Genomic DNA, 14,979 nt, shown 5'->3' with positions numbered 1-14,979 from the left:
CACTTCAGCCATAGCGCGTTCGGGCCGGTATCCGGGCTCGTGGGCTGACCGGCGTCCCGTCGGGGAATGCCGGACCGGTCGCATCGCCTTCCCGGACTGGTCGTCCAGTGGCGGTTGGATGCGCCTTGCGTCCACTTACCGTTGCGGGGGCAGCACAGGCATGGCGAAGGCCCTGTCGGACGACCGTTCGCGCACCTGTTTCCCGTTTAACCTTCCGGCGAGGTTCGCCTTCGGGCACCTGAAACACGTCGCACCCGGAAACCGGATGCGGGGCGGATAATAGCGCGTTCCACGACTTTACGCAGCGCGCAGGCCGCGCCATCCGAGACATGCCCGCACACCTGATCCTCGGCGGCGCCCGCTCCGGCAAGAGCCGGTACGCCGAAACCCTCGCGCTCGGGACCGGGCTGCCGGTCACCGTGATCGCCACCGCCGAAGCGCTCGACGCCGAAATGGCGTCCCGTATCCGCCGCCACCAGCAGGACCGCCCGCACGCGTGGCGCACCGTCGAGACGCCGCTGGCGCTCGCCGACGCGCTGCGCCGCGAAGCGCAGCTCGGGCGCTGCGTCATCGTCGATTGCTTGACGCTATGGCTGATGAACCTGATGGCGGACGCCGACACGCTGGCATCTGCGCTCGACGCCGACGCCCTGCCGCGACTGCGCGCCGAACGCGCCGCACTGCTCGACTGCCTGCCCGGCCTGCGCGGCGACGTGCTGCTCGTCGCCAACGAGCTCGGCCTCGGGCTGGTGCCCGAGACGCCGCTCGGGCGGCTCTTCCGCGATGAGGCCGGACGGCTCAACCAGTCCGTCGCCGCGCTGTGCGGGCGCGTGACCTTCGTGGCCGCCGGCCTGCCGCTGGCGCTGAAAGGCTGAACCCCGGGAAGGCGCTGACTCGGAGCCGCGCCAAGCGCGGCAAGGGCCTGCCCCCCCCGGCAGGCGGACCCGGCTGCTTCGGCGGCCTGACGGAGACCGCGACAGCCCCGCCAGACTCGCCCCGGCCCCATGCTAAGATCGGCCCCCTCAGGACATTGTCACGACCATCATGGACTTCGCGATTTCCCTGCCCGACCCGGGCCTCACTGCGGCGATCCAGCACCGCATCGACCGCAAGACCAAGCCGCTCGGCGCGCTCGGCCGGATCGAAGCACTTGCGCTGCAACTGGGCCTGATCCAGCAGACCGCGGCGCCGCGGATCCGCCAGCCGCACGTCCTGGTGTTCGCCGGTGACCATGGCGCCGCGCGCGCCGGCATCTCCGCATTTCCGCAGGACGTGACGTGGCAGATGGTCGAGAATTTTCTCGCCGGCGGCGCCGCGGTCAACGTGTTCTGCCGACAAACCGAACTGGCGCTGACCGTCATCGATAGCGGCGTGAACCATGACTTCGGCCGCCGCGACGGGTTGGTCGACGCGAAAATCGCACCCGGTACCGCGAACTACATCGAGACGCCCGCGATGAGCGCGCAGCAACGCGACGCGGCCCTCGCGCGCGGCCGCGAACTCGCGCACGCGCTCGCCGTGAATGGCTGCAACCTGGTCGGCTTCGGCGAGATGGGCATCGGCAACACCGCGTCGGCATCCTTGCTGACGCACTGCCTCACCGGCATCGACCTCGCTACCGTGACCGGCCGTGGCACCGGGCTCGACGACGCCGGACTCGCACGCAAGCACAGGCTGCTCGCACAGGCGCTCGCGCGCGGCGGCCGTCCTTCCGACCCGCTTGGCGCGCTCGCCGAATACGGCGGCTTCGAGATTGCGATGATGGCCGGAGCGATGCTCGGGGCGGCCGAAAAACGCATGACGCTGCTGATCGACGGCTTCATCGTGACTTCCGCGCTGCTCGTCGCGCAGGCGATCGCGCCGGCGATCCTGCCGTATTGCGTGTTCGCGCACCGCTCGAAGGAGCCGGGACACACCGCCCAGCTCGCCCATCTGCGCGTCGAACCGCTGATGGAGCTCGACCTGCGCCTCGGCGAAGGCACCGGCGCCGCGCTCGCGTTCCCGCTGGTGCAGGCGGCGGCGAACTTCCTCAATGACATGGCGAGCTTCGATTCGGCCGGCGTCGACGACAGGGTGTGAGCGGGTTCAGTAGCCCTGGAACAGGAAATCGAGGGCCCGGATGATGTCGTCCCGGCGGTCCGCGAGCGAACAGATCGGCGGCTTCAATACACGGAGCGGGACGGCCGCAAGTTTCGGGGTTTCGATCTGGCAGGACTGACCCTCGACGTCGACGCAGGGAATCAGGTCCGAAGGCAACCGGACTGCCGAAAACCGGTCGCGGCGCCGCAATGGAATCACGACGCGGGTCTCGAGCTCAGCGAGCAGGTCGGCCTGGACATCGAGCAGATAGGGGGTATCCGCGGCGCCAGCCGAAGGATTCCGGTAAACATCGAAGCGCGCCATGTCAGAAGCTTCTCCATTCGGCCAGCGGCACGCCTTCGGCCTCCACGATGCGGTTGTACACTTCGATGAATTCCGCGTACTCCTCCTTCCAGCGACGGGCGCGCTCGCGCCGCACGAGCTCACGCAGGCATTCGTCACAGGCTTTGGAAATGTTGATGCCCAGGCTTTTGGCTTCCGCCAGGACATCGGCGGAAAGGCTTAGATTGGTCGCTTTCTTGGAAGAAACCGCATGAGTCCGCATCTCGAACCTCCACGTAAATTGCGCATCGCCTATGCGCATCATAGTTCTACAGCTCCCACGAAGCCAGAACGCACATGACCACGATGCGTTACCAGCTCGAACTGTTCTTCACCGCGCTCGGCTTCTTCACCCGCCTGCCGGTGCCGGCCTGGGTGCCGTGGTCGCCGGAGCGGCTCAATCATGCCGCGCGCTTTTTCCCGCTTGTCGGCTGGGTCGTCGGCGCGATCGGCGCGGCGAGCTATCTCGCGTTCGTGCAGTTGCTGCCGCCTGCGCTCGCAGTGCTGCTGTCGATGGCGGTGACGATCCGCGCGACCGGCGCGTTCCACGAGGACGGCTGGGCCGATGCCTGCGACGGACTCGGCGGCGGCTGGGACCGGCTGCAGGTGCTGACGATCATGAAGGACTCGCGCATCGGCAGCTACGGCACGGCCGGCCTCGTGCTGATGCTGCTCGCGAAGGCCGCAGCGCTCGTCGAACTGGCCGCGCATGGCAACCTGCAGGTCGCATTGGCGCTGCTCGCCGCCCACCCGCTGTCGCGCCTGGCCTCGACGAGCCTGATCCACACGATGCAGTACGTGCGCGAGGACGAGAGCGCGAAATCGAAGCCCCTCGCACGCCGGCTGTCCGCCACCGAACTCGTGGTCGCGGCGGTGTTCGGCCTCGCACCGCTGGCGCTGCTCGCCCCGGCCGAAGCGCTTGCCGCGCTCACCGCGACGGCAGCGGCGACACTGTGGGCGGCACGCGTGTTCGCCCGCCGCCTTGGTGGCTACACCGGCGACTGCCTCGGCGCTGCGCAGCAGGGCAGCGAACTCGCGTGCTATCTCGGAATCCTGGCGGCATGGAACTTCATCTGATCCGCCACCCGCGGCCGGACGTCGCGGCAGGGATCTGCTACGGCCAATCCGACGTCGGCCTCGCCGAATGCCCTGCCACGGTCGCCGCGCGCCTGCGTCCGCTGCTGCCGCCGCTCTACGCGCTGCACGCGAGCCCGCTCGCGCGCGCCCGCCTGCTCGCGCTCGAACTCGGCACGCCGGTATTCGACGACCGGCTCAGGGAAATGCACTTCGGCGCGTGGGAGCTGCGACCTTACGCCGAGCTCGGCGATGCAATCGACGTGTGGGTCACGGACCCGCTCGGCTTCTGCGCGCCCGGCGGCGAGTCGGCGCGCGACATGTCGACGCGCGTGCTGCAATGGCTCGACGAGATCGTCGCGGCCCGCGCCGCCGATCCGGTCGTCGTCGTCGCGCACGGCGGGCCGCTGCGTGCGATCGCCGGCCACCTGCTCGGCCTGCCGCCGCAGCGCTGGCTCTCGCTCGATTTCGCCTGCGGCCACGCGACACGGCTCGACATCGAGGACTGGGGCGTCGTGCTGAAGTGGTTCAACCGCTGAAACCGGACCGCCAACGCAACGTGAGCCCGTGTGGGCGCCCCGGCGCGACGATCCGCACGGCATTTCCGCACCGCCTCGACCTCCGCCCGGCGGCGCCGCCCGCCCCGTCCGCACGCTGGACGCTGCTGTTCGTGGGATAATTACGTCCTTTTCGACACGCTCTCGACGCCTACCGCCTCATGCCGCCCACCCTGCCGGATTTCTCCAAAGGCCGCGTCCTCGTCGTCGGCGACGTGATGCTCGACCGCTACTGGCACGGCTCGACGACGCGCATCTCGCCGGAAGCCCCGGTGCCGATCGTCAAGGTCGAAGGGGACGAGTTCCGCGCCGGCGGCGCCGGCAACGTGGCGCTGAACGCTGCGTCGCTTGGCGCCCGGGCCGAGCTCGTCGGGCTCGTCGGCTGCGACGAGGCGGCGCGGCTGTTGCGCGAACGGCTCGAAGGCGGCGGTGTGGTGTGCCGCCTGCTCGACGCGCCACAGCACCCGACGATCACCAAACTGCGCATCATCAGCCGCCACCAGCAACTGATCCGGCTCGATTTCGAGGACAGCTTCGCGATGCTCGAGAGCGCCGGCATCGAGCAGGCGTTCGAGGACGCGCTCGACGCCAGCGCCGCGGTCGTGCTGTCGGACTACGGCAAAGGCACGCTCGCCCAGGTCGGCCAGCTGATCCGCGTCGCGCGTGAACATGCGGTGGCGATCGTGGTCGACCCGAAAGGCACGGATTTCCGCCGCTATGCCGGCGCAACTGTCATCACGCCGAATCTCAGCGAGTTCGAAGCAGTGGTCGGCCATTGCGCGGACGAGGCGACTCTCGTGTCCCGCGGCGAGGCGCTGCGCGACAGCCTCGGGCTCGGCGCGTTGCTGATCACGCGCAGCGAACGCGGCATGACGCTGCTGCAGAAAGACACGGCGCCGCTGAACCTGCCGACGCAGGCGCGCGACGTGTTCGACGTGACCGGCGCAGGCGACACCGTCGTCGCAGTGCTCGGTGCCGGGCTCGCGTGCGGCCTGTCCCTCGCCGACGCGACCGCGTTCGCGAACCTCGCCGCCGGCGTCGTCGTCGGCAAGCTCGGCACGGCGACGGTCAGCACTGCCGAGCTCGACCTCGCGCTGCGCGGGGCGATCGCAGCCGACCGCCCCGCCGCCCCGCGCGGCTGAGTAGGCGCATTCAGGAGAAAACATGATCATCGTCACAGGCGGCGCCGGCTTCATCGGCAGCAACATCGTGCAGGGGCTCAACGCCCGCGGCATCACCGACATCCTGGTCGTCGACGACCTCACCGACGGGCACAAGTGCCTGAACCTCGCGGACGCCGACATCCACGACTACATGGACAAGGACGATTTCCTGCGCCGCGTCGAGGCGAACGAGGATTTCGGACCGGTCGAGGCGATTTTCCACGAAGGCGCATGCTCCTCGACGACGGAGTGGGATGGCCGCTTCGTGATGGCGGTGAACTACGAATACACGAAGTCGCTGCTCGGCTGGGCGGTCGCGCGGAAAGTGCCGTTGCTGTACGCGTCGTCGGCGTCGGTCTACGGCATGGGGCCGACGTTCCGCGAATCGCGCGAGTTCGAGCATCCGCTGAACATGTACGCCTACTCGAAGTTCCTGTTCGACTGCCATCTGCGCAGGTTCGCGCCGGGCATCGACAGCCAGGTCGTCGGCCTGCGCTACTTCAACGTCTACGGCCCGCGCGAGCAGCACAAGGGCAGCATGGCGAGCGTCGCGTACCATTTCCACAACCAGCTGAACGACAGCGGCCGCCTGCGCCTGTTCGAAGGCGCCGACGGCTACGGCCCGGGCGAGCAGCAGCGCGACTTCATCCACGTCGATGACGTCGTCGCGGTGAACCTGTGGCTGCTCGACAACCCCGGGGTGCGCGGCATCTTCAACGTCGGCACCGGCCGCGCACAGAGCTTCAACGAAGTCGCCCATGCCGCGCTGAGCTGGCACAAGGGCAGCACCGCCGGCGGCGGCATCGACTACATCGCGTTCCCGGAACACCTGAGAGGCCGCTACCAGAGCTACACGCAGGCCGACATCACGGCGCTGCGCCAGGCGGGCTACGAGGGCGAGTTCATGCCGGTCGAAGTCGGCGTGCCGCGCTACCTGGAATGGCTCGCGCTGCGCGACTGATGCCGACTCGCCGGATTCTCGTCGTCGGGCCGTCGTGGGTCGGGGACATGGTGATGGCGCAGAGCCTCTTCATGACGCTGCAGGCCGAAGGCCCGTGCGCGATCGACGTGCTCGCGCCCGGCTGGTCGCTGCCGATCCTCGAACGCATGCCCGAAGTGCGGCACGGCATCGCGATGCCGCTCGGCCACGGCCAGTTCGGCTTCGGCATGCGCTGGCGCCTCGGCCGCGAACTCGCACCGGCCCGCTACGACCAGGCGATCGTCCTTCCCGGCTCGCTGAAATCCGCGCTCGTGCCGTTCTTCGCCGGCATCCCGCGCCGCACCGCGTTCCGCGGCGAGATGCGTTACGGCCTGATCAATGACATGCGCGCGCTCGACAAGACAGCGCTGCCGATGACGGTGCAGCGCTTCGTCGCGCTCGGCTTGCAGCCTCGCGCGGCCCTGCCCCGGCCGCTACCGCGCCCGCGCCTCGTCGCTGATGCCGCGAACCAAGCCCGGCTGCGTGCTGCCCACGGGCTCGCGGCCGAGCGGCCGGCGATCAGCTTCATGCCGGGTGCCGAATACGGCCCGGCCAAGCAATGGCCGCTGCCGCATTTCGCCGCGCTGGCGCGCGCGCTCGTCGCCCGCGGCCAGCAGGTGTGGGTGCTCGGTTCGACGAAGGACGCGCCGGCCGGCGACGAGATCGTCGCGGCGGCCGGCGACGGCGTCGTCAATCTGTGTGGCCGCACCCAGCTCGCGGACGCGGTCGATCTGCTCGCGATGAGCGAGGCCGCGATCAGCAACGATTCGGGCCTGATGCACGTCGCCGCGGCGCTCGACCGGCCGCTGGTCGCAGTGTATGGCTCGTCGACGCCGGACCACACGCCGCCGCTCGCCGATCGCGTCGTCGTGCGCTACCTGCGCCTCGAATGTTCGCCGTGCTTCGCGCGGGTCTGCCCGCTCGGCCACACGCGCTGCCTCACCGAGGTCACGCCCGAGAGCGTACTGAACGCGCTGGACAGCCTCGCTCTCGGCACACCGCTCCGCTTCGCCGGATCCGCGGGAACCACCTGATGCGCGTGCTGATCGTCAAGACGTCCTCGCTCGGCGACGTCATCCACACGCTTCCCGCGCTGACCGATGCCGTGCGAGCGATCCCCGTGATCCGCTTCGACTGGATCGTCGAGGAAGCCTTCGCCGAAATCCCGTCCTGGCATCCGGCGGTCGATCGCGTGATTCCGGTCGCGGTGCGGCGCTGGCGCAAGGCGCCGATGAAAGCGCTGGTCAGCGGCGAGTGGCGCCGCTTCAAGCGCGCGGTCGCGGCGACCCGCTACGACGCGACGATCGACGCGCAGGGCCTGCTGAAAAGCGCGCTGCTGACGCGCTACGGCAGCAAGCCGGTGCATGGACTCGACGAGAATTCCGCCCGCGAGCCGATCGCGAGCCGCTTCTACACGCACGCGCACGCGGTGCCGCTCGGCCGCCATGCCGTCGAGCGTGTGCGTGAACTGTTCGCCAAGGCGCTCGGTTATCCGCTGCCGGAAGGGCCGATCACGTACGGGCTCGACCGGCACCGGCTCGCCGGTGCGGAAAACCCAGAACCGTACCTGCTGCTGTTGCATGGCACGACCTGGGTGACCAAGCACTGGCCGGAGCTCTACTGGCGACGGCTGATCGCGCTTGCGACAGCGGCGGGCTGGGCGATCCGCCTGCCGTGGGGCAACGCTGACGAAGAGGCGCGCGCGCGGCGGCTCGCCGCCGGGCAGCCGGCCGTCACGGTGCTGCCCCAGCTCAAACTCGCCGGCATCGCCGCGGAGATTGCCGGCGCGCGCGCGTGTGTCGCTGTCGACACCGGTCTGGGCCACCTCGCCGCCGCGTTCGGCGTGCCCACGCTGTCGCTGTTCGGCCCGACCAATCCGGGTTTCACCGGCGCGTGGGGCCCGAACCAGTTCCATCTCGCGTCGAACCTGCCATGTGCCCCCTGCCTGCAGCGGCGCTGTACGCACGTGCCGACTGTCGACGAGCGTGCGCAGTTCGATCTCGTCGCCGAACAGCCGCTGTGCTTCACGCGCATCGGCCCGGAGCAGGTGTGGAGCGCCCTGCAGCGCATCCTCGACGGCAAAACGTCCGCGGACGCCGCACTGGCGGTCAAGCTCGCCGCCGACGGCGCGCTCGGCGGCTTCGACCCGTCTCCTGGGCCGCTCGTCCACACGATGTTCGACCGCAAGGCCTCCGGCTGATGCAGCTCGCGTTCTGCCTGTACAAGTACTTCCCGTTCGGCGGCCTGCAGCGCGACTTCCTGCGCATCGCGCTGGCATGCCAGGCGCGCGGCCACGCGATCCGCGTCTACACGCTCGAATGGCACGGCGAAGTGCCGGCCGGCTTCGAAGTGCTGCGAGTCCCGGTGCAGGCGATCACGAACCCGCGCCGCAACGAGAAATTCACCGACTGGGTGCAGCAGGACTTGGCACGCCGCCCCGCCGACCGGGTCGTCGGCTTCAACAAGATGCCCGGGCTCGACGTCTATTACGCTGCCGACCCGTGCTTCGAGGACAAGGCGCGCACGCTGCGCAACCCGCTGTACCGCGTCAGCGGGCGCTACCGGCATTTTTCGGCGTACGAGCGGGCGGTGTTCGCGCCTGAAGTCCACACCGAGATCCTGCTGATCTCGGCCGCGCAGCAGCCGCTCTTCATGACGCACTACGGCACTCCGGCGCGCCGTTTCCACCTGTTGCCGCCCGGCATCGCTCCCGACCGTCGCGCTCCGCCCAATGCCGCGCAGATCCGTGCCGCCTTCCGGCGCGAGTTCAGCCTCGAAGAGGACGACCTCTTGGTCGTGCAGATCGGCTCCGGCTTCAAGACCAAAGGCCTCGACCGCAGCCTGCGGGCGCTCGCGGCGCTGCCCGAAATGCTGAAAGAGCGCACGCGGCTGATTGCGATCGGACAGGACGACCCCAAGCCGTTCCTCGTGCAGCTGCACACGCTCGGCCTTGGGAACCGCGTCAGCATCCTGCAGGGACGCGACGACATCCCGCGCTTCCTGCTCGGCGCCGACCTCTTGATTCACCCTGCCTACAACGAGAACACCGGGACAGTGCTGCTCGAAGCGATCGTCGCCGGCCTGCCGGTGCTCGCAAGCGCCGCCTGCGGCTACGCGCACTACATCGCCGACGCCGATGCCGGAGAAGTCGTCCCGGCACCGTTCGAGCAGGCCGCGCTCGACCGCCTGCTCGCCGCGATGCTCGCGGACAGCGAAAACCGCGCACGCTGGAGCGCCAACGGCCTCGCGTTCGCGGAGCACGCCGACCTCTACAGCCTGCCCGAGCGCGCTGCGGACGTGATCCTGCAGGGACGCGGATGAGCGCGCCGACCCCGCTCTCCGTCGATGAACCGTTCCGCTCGCTGTGGGCCGGACGGGACCCATTCGACATGGTCGAAGCGCTGCAGGGTGAAGTGTTCCGCGAACTCGAGGGGCGCCGCACGCTGCGCGTCGAAGCCGGCGGGCGCGGTTATTTCGTCAAGATCCACCGCGGCGTCGGCTGGCGCGAAATCTTCAAGAACCTGCTGTCGGCACGACTGCCGGTGCTCGGAGCGCGCAACGAGTGGCAGGCGATACGCCAGCTCGACAAACTCGGCGTGGCGACGATGAAAGCGGTCGCCTATGGAGAGCGCGGACGCAACCCGGCGCGACAGCATTCCTTCATCGTCACCGAGGAACTCGCGCCGACGGTGAGCCTCGAGGATTACTGCCGCGACTGGGCGAGGTGCCCTCCCGACAGCGCGCTGAAGCGCGCGCTGATCGAGCGGGTCGCCGACATGGTGCGGCGGATGCACGAAGGCGGAATGAATCACCGCGACCTCTATATCTGTCATTTCCTGCTGCACCTCGAGCCGGCGCCCACGCCGGCCGCGCTGCGCCTGTCGCTGATCGACCTGCACCGTTCGCAGATCCGCACCCGCACGCCGCGGCGCTGGCGCGACAAGGATCTCGCGGCGCTGTATTTCTCGGCGCTCGGCATCGGCCTCACGCGGCGTGACAAGCTGCGCTTCGTGCGGCGGTACTTCGGCCGACCGCTGCGCGAAGTGCTGCGCGACGAAGCGGTCCTGCTTGCCCGTCTCGAAGCGCAAGCCGGACGCCTGCACGCCCGCTATCTGCGCAAATACGCGCCCGAGGCCGCACTTTGAGCGTGCGGCCACTCGACGGACCGACCCCTCGGCAAGTGAACGCCCCGTTCGAAACTGCCGCGACCCTGCGCCAAGCCGGGCGGCACCCGGCCGTGCCGTTTCGCATTGCGCTCGACGACGGACGTGTCGCAACCGTCAAGCGGCTGCTGCGCGTGTTGCCCGGCAAGCGCCTGGTGGGCGAAGCGGAAGTCGGCGGGCAGGCAGTGCTGGCGAAGTTTTTCATCGCCCGCAGGGGCTGCATACGGCACTTCGAGCAAGAGCGGCAGGGGCTCGCGGCGCTTGCGGCGCAGGCGATCGCAACGCCGCGGCTGCTCGGCGCCGGCACGCTCGACGGCGGGCATTACCTGCTGACGGAGTTCCTCGACGGGGCCGAAGATCTCGCCGAGGGCTGGCACGTAGCGCTCGCCACGCACCCCGACGACATCGGCGCCGCACTCGGCATGCTGGCTCCCGCACTCGAGACGCTCGGCCGCATGCATGCGCGCGGGCTCGCGCAGTCCGACCTGCATCTGGGCAACTTCCTGCGCCATCGCGGGGTGCTCTATGCGATCGACGGCGATGCGATCCGTGCGCGCCGCCCAGGTCATCCTCTCGGCGCCGACGACGCACTGCGCAACCTCGCGATCCTGCTCGCGCAGTTGCCACGCGACGCGGATGCGCGGCTGCCGGACCTCCTTGCCGACTACCGCACGGGGAATCCGGACACATCCCTCGATCCCGCCTTGCTTCAGCGGGAAATCGCCCGCGTGCGGAACTGGCGTCTGCGCGACTACCTCGCGAAGACGCTGCGCGACTGCAGCCTGTTCCACGTCGAGCAGCGCCGCGACCGCTTCGTTTCGGTCGTCCGTCAGGAAGCCGAGCGGCTCGCTCCCGTCATCGCCGACCCCGACCTCACCCTCGCCGCCGGAAGCTTGCTGAAGGACGGCGGCAGCAGCACCGTCGCGCGGATCGACATCGGCGCCCGCAAGCTCGTCATCAAGCGCTACAACATCAAGGACGTGGCGCACGCACTGTCGCGCTTCTGGCGGCCGAGCCGCGCCTGGCATTCGTGGATCGAAGGGCACCGCCTCGCTTTTCTCGGCATCGCAACGCCGCAGCCGCTGGCGCTGATCGAGCGCCGCTTCGGGCCATTGCGCGGCCGTGCGTGGCTCGTCACCGATTCCTGCGACGGGCCCCACCTGCTGCAGCATCTCGACGCCGGACGCGAACCGCCGCCCGCCGAGGCGCGAGCGCTGCGCGAGCTTTTCGCCGCGCTGCATCGCGAGCGCATCAGCCATGGCGACCTCAAGGCGACGAACCTGCTGTGGGACCAGGGAGCGGTGAAACTGATCGACCTCGACGCGATGCGCCAGCACGCCAGCGTCGCCGCGCACGCCCGGGCGTGGCAGAAGGACCGCGCACGGCTGCTGCGCAACTGGCCGGAGGGCTGTGCGCTGCGTGGCTGGTTCGAAGCGAACGTTCCTCCCGCAACCCAGAGGCCGCAGCGACTCTCTTCGATCTGACTTCGCCCTGAGGCTGGCCTACCGCCCCGCTCAAGAAGCCGACTGGAGCAGCTAGCGACCCTCTGCGACCGCGGGTTCCTCGCGAAACTGCATCGCGTGCAGCCTGGCGTAGTGCCCGCCGGCGGCGAGGAGTTCGGCATGGCTGCCGCGTTCGACGATGCGTCCATGATCCATCACCATGATGACGTCCGCCTGTTCGATGGTGGACAACCGGTGCGCGATCACGAGCGTCGTGCGCGCCTGCATCACGCGGTGGAGCGCCGCCTGGATATGTCGTTCCGATTCGGTGTCGAGCGCGCTCGTCGCCTCGTCGAGGATCAGGATCGGGGCGTTTTTGAGCAGCGCGCGGGCGATTGCGAGGCGCTGGCGCTGGCCGCCCGACAGGGTCACGCCGTTTTCGCCGATCAGCGTGTCGAAACCCTGCGGGAGCCGGTCGATGAACTCCTTCGCATACCCGGCTTCCGCCGCGGCCTCGACAGCGGCGCGCGGGAGGCCGGCCAGGTCACCGTAGGCGATGTTGTTCGCCACCGTGTCATTGAACAGGGTCACCTGCTGCGTTACCAGCGCGATGTGGCGACGCAGGTTCTTCAGCGTGTAGTCCTCGACATCGACACCGTCGATGAGGATCTGGCCGCGGTCGTGGTGATAGAAACGCGGAATCAGGTTCGCGAGCGTCGACTTCCCGCTGCCGGAACGGCCAACGAGTGCGATCATCTGCCCCGGCTCGACCGTGAAGCTCACGCTGTCGAGCACTTCGCGGTCGGAGCCTGGATAGCGGAACGACAGGTCGCGCACCTCGATGCGACCGCTGACACGCTCGCGTTCGATGCGCCCGTGGTCCACTTCCGGCTTGTCGTCGAGCTGTTCGAAAATGCTCTCGGCGCCCGCCACCCCGCGCTGGATCGTCGAGCTGACTTCGGAGAGCTGGCGGATCGGTTTGGGCAGCAGCCCGGCGGCGGTAATGTAGGCGACGAGATCACCCACCGACGCCTCGCCGCGCAGCCGCAGTACGAGAAACAGCACCACGGCCATCGCGCTGTACGTGACGAGCTGCAACGTCGGCGTATAGACCGCCGAAGTCTTGACCATTTTCAGCTGCTTGCGTGTGTTGTCCTCGCTCGCAGCGCGAAAACGCTCCCGCTCGTAGTGCTCGCCGCCGAAGCTGCGCACAACCCGGTAACCCTGAATCGTTTCGGACGCGACGTGGGTCACGTCCCCCATTGCGACCTGGATCTTCCTGCTCTGCTTGCGGAACTTGCCGCTTGCGTTCCGGACCATCAGGCTGATCAACGGCAGGATCGCGACCATCACCAGCGTGAGCCGCCAGTTCATCCACAGCAGGTACGCGAAGAGGAACACCACGGTAAGCCCCTCGCGGATCACGATCTTGATCGCATCGGTCGCCGCGCCGGTGACCATCGTCACGTTGAAAGTGATGCGCGATATCAGGTGTCCGGAGCTGTGCTGGTCGAAATAGGTGTTCGGCAGGCGCAACAGGCTGTCGAACAGCGTCTGGCGCAGGTCGTGCACGAGTCCCAGCGAAACTCTCGCAAGGAAATAATTGCCGAGATAGCCGCCCAACCCCTGCCAAGCGGCGATTAGCACGATCATCAGCGGCACGCCGTGCATCAGCTCCATGCCGTCGAGCAGCGGCACGCCGGTAACCAGCGCCGCGTCGGGATGCGTCAGGCCATCGACAAAATACTTCAGCACGCCGGCGAGCATCGGCTGAGACGAAGCGAAGATGACGTAGCCCAGGATGCTGACTGCGAACAGCCCGACATAGGGCCGGACGTAGCTCAGCAGACGGAAGTAGATCCTGATGCTGGAGGCAGGAGCCGCATCGGAACGGTGCATGGCGCGGGGGCGGCAATAGGACGCCGGATGTTACCACGAGCTGCCGGAACGCCCGGACCCTACGTACTGAAAGCTCCATCCCTCCGGCCCGGCTCGCGGCTGTTGCCCGAGGCGATCAGCATGAAAAAAAGCGGAATCCAGAACGCGACCCATTCGACGGAAGGTCTGCTCAACAGCAGGCGCCCGTTGGTCGAGAGACACATGACACCGTAAATCAGCCAGAACAGGAAGAATTTGGCGCCGGCATTTCCCGAAAGACACTTACGCACTGCGAGGAACACCATCGCAAGAAAAAGCGCCCCGCCCGCAATACCTCCCACTCTGAGCACCTCCAGGATGGAGGAATGAGAGTGAGTGGCGAGGTCGCCGGCCCCAAACGACAGGGCCACCACGGAACCGTATCCGTACCCCCATAGCAGCCGTTCGGAGATCAGCCCCAGGGCCTGCGACCAGATTTCCATCCGGTAGTCCGGGGCGCTCACTCGATCGGCGATGACCGAATGAAGATCGAGAGCCAGCACGAAACCCAGTCCGACGATTCCATAGACCGCCCACAGCACGATATCGCTCCAGTTTCGTCTGTAGACCGTGACGAACAGCAACGTTATCGCCAACGACAGGAATGGTCCGCGACTCTTGGTGAGGAACATGACTCCCATACAGGCGACCATTAGGAACAAAAGGCCGATCCTCGACGCCAGCTTTTCGTCCGGGTAGCGCCACCACGCCGCCAACACAGGCAGGCCGAAAAACACGGCGGACGTTATCGGGTTATTTTCTCCCCACCCGCTGAGGTCATTCAGCGAATATCTTCCCACCAGCGGGTTTGCCCCACTGAAGGCCGATCGAAACGCAAAAAACAAATAAACCAGGGAAGCCAAAAATCCGATCAGGACAAAAAATCGGGTCATCGCCTGCTCGCCGGCCGGCGTACGGGACACGAACAGGTGGATGCTCAGCATCAGGCAGGCGAGATAAAAACTGTACTTCAACGCGACAAAAAAATTCGCGATGCCCATACCCGACCACAGGGAGCTTGCGACCAGGTATAGCAGGAACACAAAGACGAACCGGACCTCCTTGAATCCGACCGACAGCACATCCTTCGACGTCCCCAGCAAAAGCAGTCCCGGCAGCGCGACCGACAAATAGAAAATGGTGTTCTGCCGGTTCGTATCGACGAAATAAAGCGCCCCGAGATACAGGAAAAGCCCCGCGACAATAAGATGGCGCGCGGCATTTTCAACCAGCAAGAAATGTTTTTTCCCGATAATCACGCCT

The 14,979-nt window shown here is 67.7% G+C and carries 15 protein-coding genes and 1 riboswitch; of the genes, 11 read left to right on the top strand and 4 right to left on the bottom strand.

Going from position 1 to position 14,979, the window contains the following annotated elements; all coding sequences use genetic code 11:
* Positions 1 to 5: 5 nt before the first annotated feature.
* Positions 6 to 257, bottom strand: a riboswitch (cobalamin riboswitch).
* A 72-nt stretch (positions 258 to 329) separates the two neighbouring features.
* Positions 330 to 875 (top strand): bifunctional adenosylcobinamide kinase/adenosylcobinamide-phosphate guanylyltransferase, encoded by a 546-nt coding sequence (gene cobU, locus EBN1_RS11300; protein WP_011238088.1) that lies wholly within the window; start codon positions 330 to 332, stop codon positions 873 to 875.
* Positions 876 to 1,044: 169 nt separating this feature from the next.
* On the top strand, positions 1,045 to 2,079 hold the full coding sequence (gene cobT / locus EBN1_RS11295; RefSeq protein ID WP_011238087.1) for a nicotinate-nucleotide--dimethylbenzimidazole phosphoribosyltransferase: 1,035 nt from the start codon (positions 1,045 to 1,047) through the stop codon (positions 2,077 to 2,079).
* A 6-nt stretch (positions 2,080 to 2,085) separates the two neighbouring features.
* Here the strand turns inward: cobT and EBN1_RS11290 are convergent, their stop codons facing one another.
* On the bottom strand, positions 2,086 to 2,403 hold the full coding sequence (locus EBN1_RS11290) for a CcdB family protein (RefSeq protein WP_011238086.1): 318 nt from the start codon (positions 2,401 to 2,403) through the stop codon (positions 2,086 to 2,088).
* A gap of 1 nt (position 2,404) precedes the next feature.
* Complete coding sequence (locus tag EBN1_RS11285; protein ID WP_197531813.1) at positions 2,405 to 2,686, bottom strand: type II toxin-antitoxin system CcdA family antitoxin; 282 nt, start codon at positions 2,684 to 2,686, stop codon at positions 2,405 to 2,407.
* Between the two features lie 41 nt (positions 2,687 to 2,727).
* On the opposite strand from EBN1_RS11285, the gene EBN1_RS11280 reads away from it, so the two are divergent.
* The 9 genes from EBN1_RS11280 to EBN1_RS11240 all read left to right on the top strand — a co-directional run bounded on the left by EBN1_RS11280 (position 2,728) and on the right by EBN1_RS11240 (position 11,841).
* Positions 2,728 to 3,498 carry an adenosylcobinamide-GDP ribazoletransferase gene (locus EBN1_RS11280; RefSeq protein WP_041647181.1) on the top strand — a complete coding sequence of 257 codons (771 nt, stop codon included), beginning with the start codon at positions 2,728 to 2,730 and terminating at the stop codon, positions 3,496 to 3,498.
* The gene (gene cobC, locus EBN1_RS11275; RefSeq protein ID WP_011238083.1) at positions 3,483 to 4,034 is read left to right on the top strand and encodes an alpha-ribazole phosphatase family protein; all 552 of its coding nucleotides are present in this window, start codon (positions 3,483 to 3,485) and stop codon (positions 4,032 to 4,034) included. The genes EBN1_RS11280 and cobC overlap by 16 nt, the downstream gene beginning before the upstream one ends.
* A 179-nt stretch (positions 4,035 to 4,213) precedes the next feature.
* A complete protein-coding gene (rfaE1, locus tag EBN1_RS11270) occupies positions 4,214 to 5,194 on the top strand; it encodes a D-glycero-beta-D-manno-heptose-7-phosphate kinase (protein WP_011238081.1) in 981 nt (326 codons plus the stop codon).
* 22 nt (positions 5,195 to 5,216) lie between these two features.
* On the top strand, positions 5,217 to 6,176 hold the full coding sequence (gene rfaD / locus EBN1_RS11265; protein ID WP_011238080.1) for an ADP-glyceromanno-heptose 6-epimerase: 960 nt from the start codon (positions 5,217 to 5,219) through the stop codon (positions 6,174 to 6,176).
* Positions 6,176 to 7,228, top strand: coding sequence for a lipopolysaccharide heptosyltransferase II (waaF, locus tag EBN1_RS11260; protein WP_011238079.1), 1,053 nt, complete (start codon positions 6,176 to 6,178; stop codon positions 7,226 to 7,228). Before rfaD ends, waaF begins: the two co-directional genes overlap by 1 nt.
* Positions 7,228 to 8,394 (top strand): lipopolysaccharide heptosyltransferase I, encoded by a 1,167-nt coding sequence (gene waaC, locus EBN1_RS11255; protein ID WP_011238078.1) that lies wholly within the window; start codon positions 7,228 to 7,230, stop codon positions 8,392 to 8,394. The genes waaF and waaC overlap by 1 nt, the downstream gene beginning before the upstream one ends.
* Positions 8,394 to 9,515, top strand: coding sequence for a glycosyltransferase family 4 protein (locus EBN1_RS11250; RefSeq protein WP_011238077.1), 1,122 nt, complete (start codon positions 8,394 to 8,396; stop codon positions 9,513 to 9,515). The genes waaC and EBN1_RS11250 overlap by 1 nt, the downstream gene beginning before the upstream one ends.
* Positions 9,512 to 10,339, top strand: coding sequence for a lipopolysaccharide core heptose(I) kinase RfaP (gene rfaP / locus EBN1_RS11245; protein ID WP_011238076.1), 828 nt, complete (start codon positions 9,512 to 9,514; stop codon positions 10,337 to 10,339). Before EBN1_RS11250 ends, rfaP begins: the two co-directional genes overlap by 4 nt.
* 35 nt (positions 10,340 to 10,374) lie before the next feature.
* On the top strand, positions 10,375 to 11,841 hold the full coding sequence (locus tag EBN1_RS11240) for a lipopolysaccharide kinase InaA family protein (protein WP_041646242.1): 1,467 nt from the start codon (positions 10,375 to 10,377) through the stop codon (positions 11,839 to 11,841).
* Positions 11,842 to 11,892: 51 nt separating this feature from the next.
* On the opposite strand, the gene msbA is transcribed toward EBN1_RS11240, so the two are convergent.
* Together msbA and EBN1_RS11230 are read right to left on the bottom strand one after the other, a co-directional pair.
* Positions 11,893 to 13,698 (bottom strand): lipid A export permease/ATP-binding protein MsbA, encoded by a 1,806-nt coding sequence (gene msbA / locus EBN1_RS11235; protein ID WP_011238074.1) that lies wholly within the window; start codon positions 13,696 to 13,698, stop codon positions 11,893 to 11,895.
* A gap of 59 nt (positions 13,699 to 13,757) precedes the next feature.
* Entirely contained in the window at positions 13,758 to 14,975 is a 1,218-nt protein-coding gene (locus EBN1_RS11230; protein ID WP_041646238.1) for an O-antigen ligase family protein, read from the bottom strand.
* Positions 14,976 to 14,979 lie beyond the last annotated feature (4 nt).

The organism is Aromatoleum aromaticum EbN1 (genome assembly GCF_000025965.1).
Lineage (GTDB): Bacteria > Pseudomonadota > Gammaproteobacteria > Burkholderiales > Rhodocyclaceae > Aromatoleum > Aromatoleum aromaticum.
This window is presented reverse-complemented; position numbering and strand designations above follow the sequence as displayed.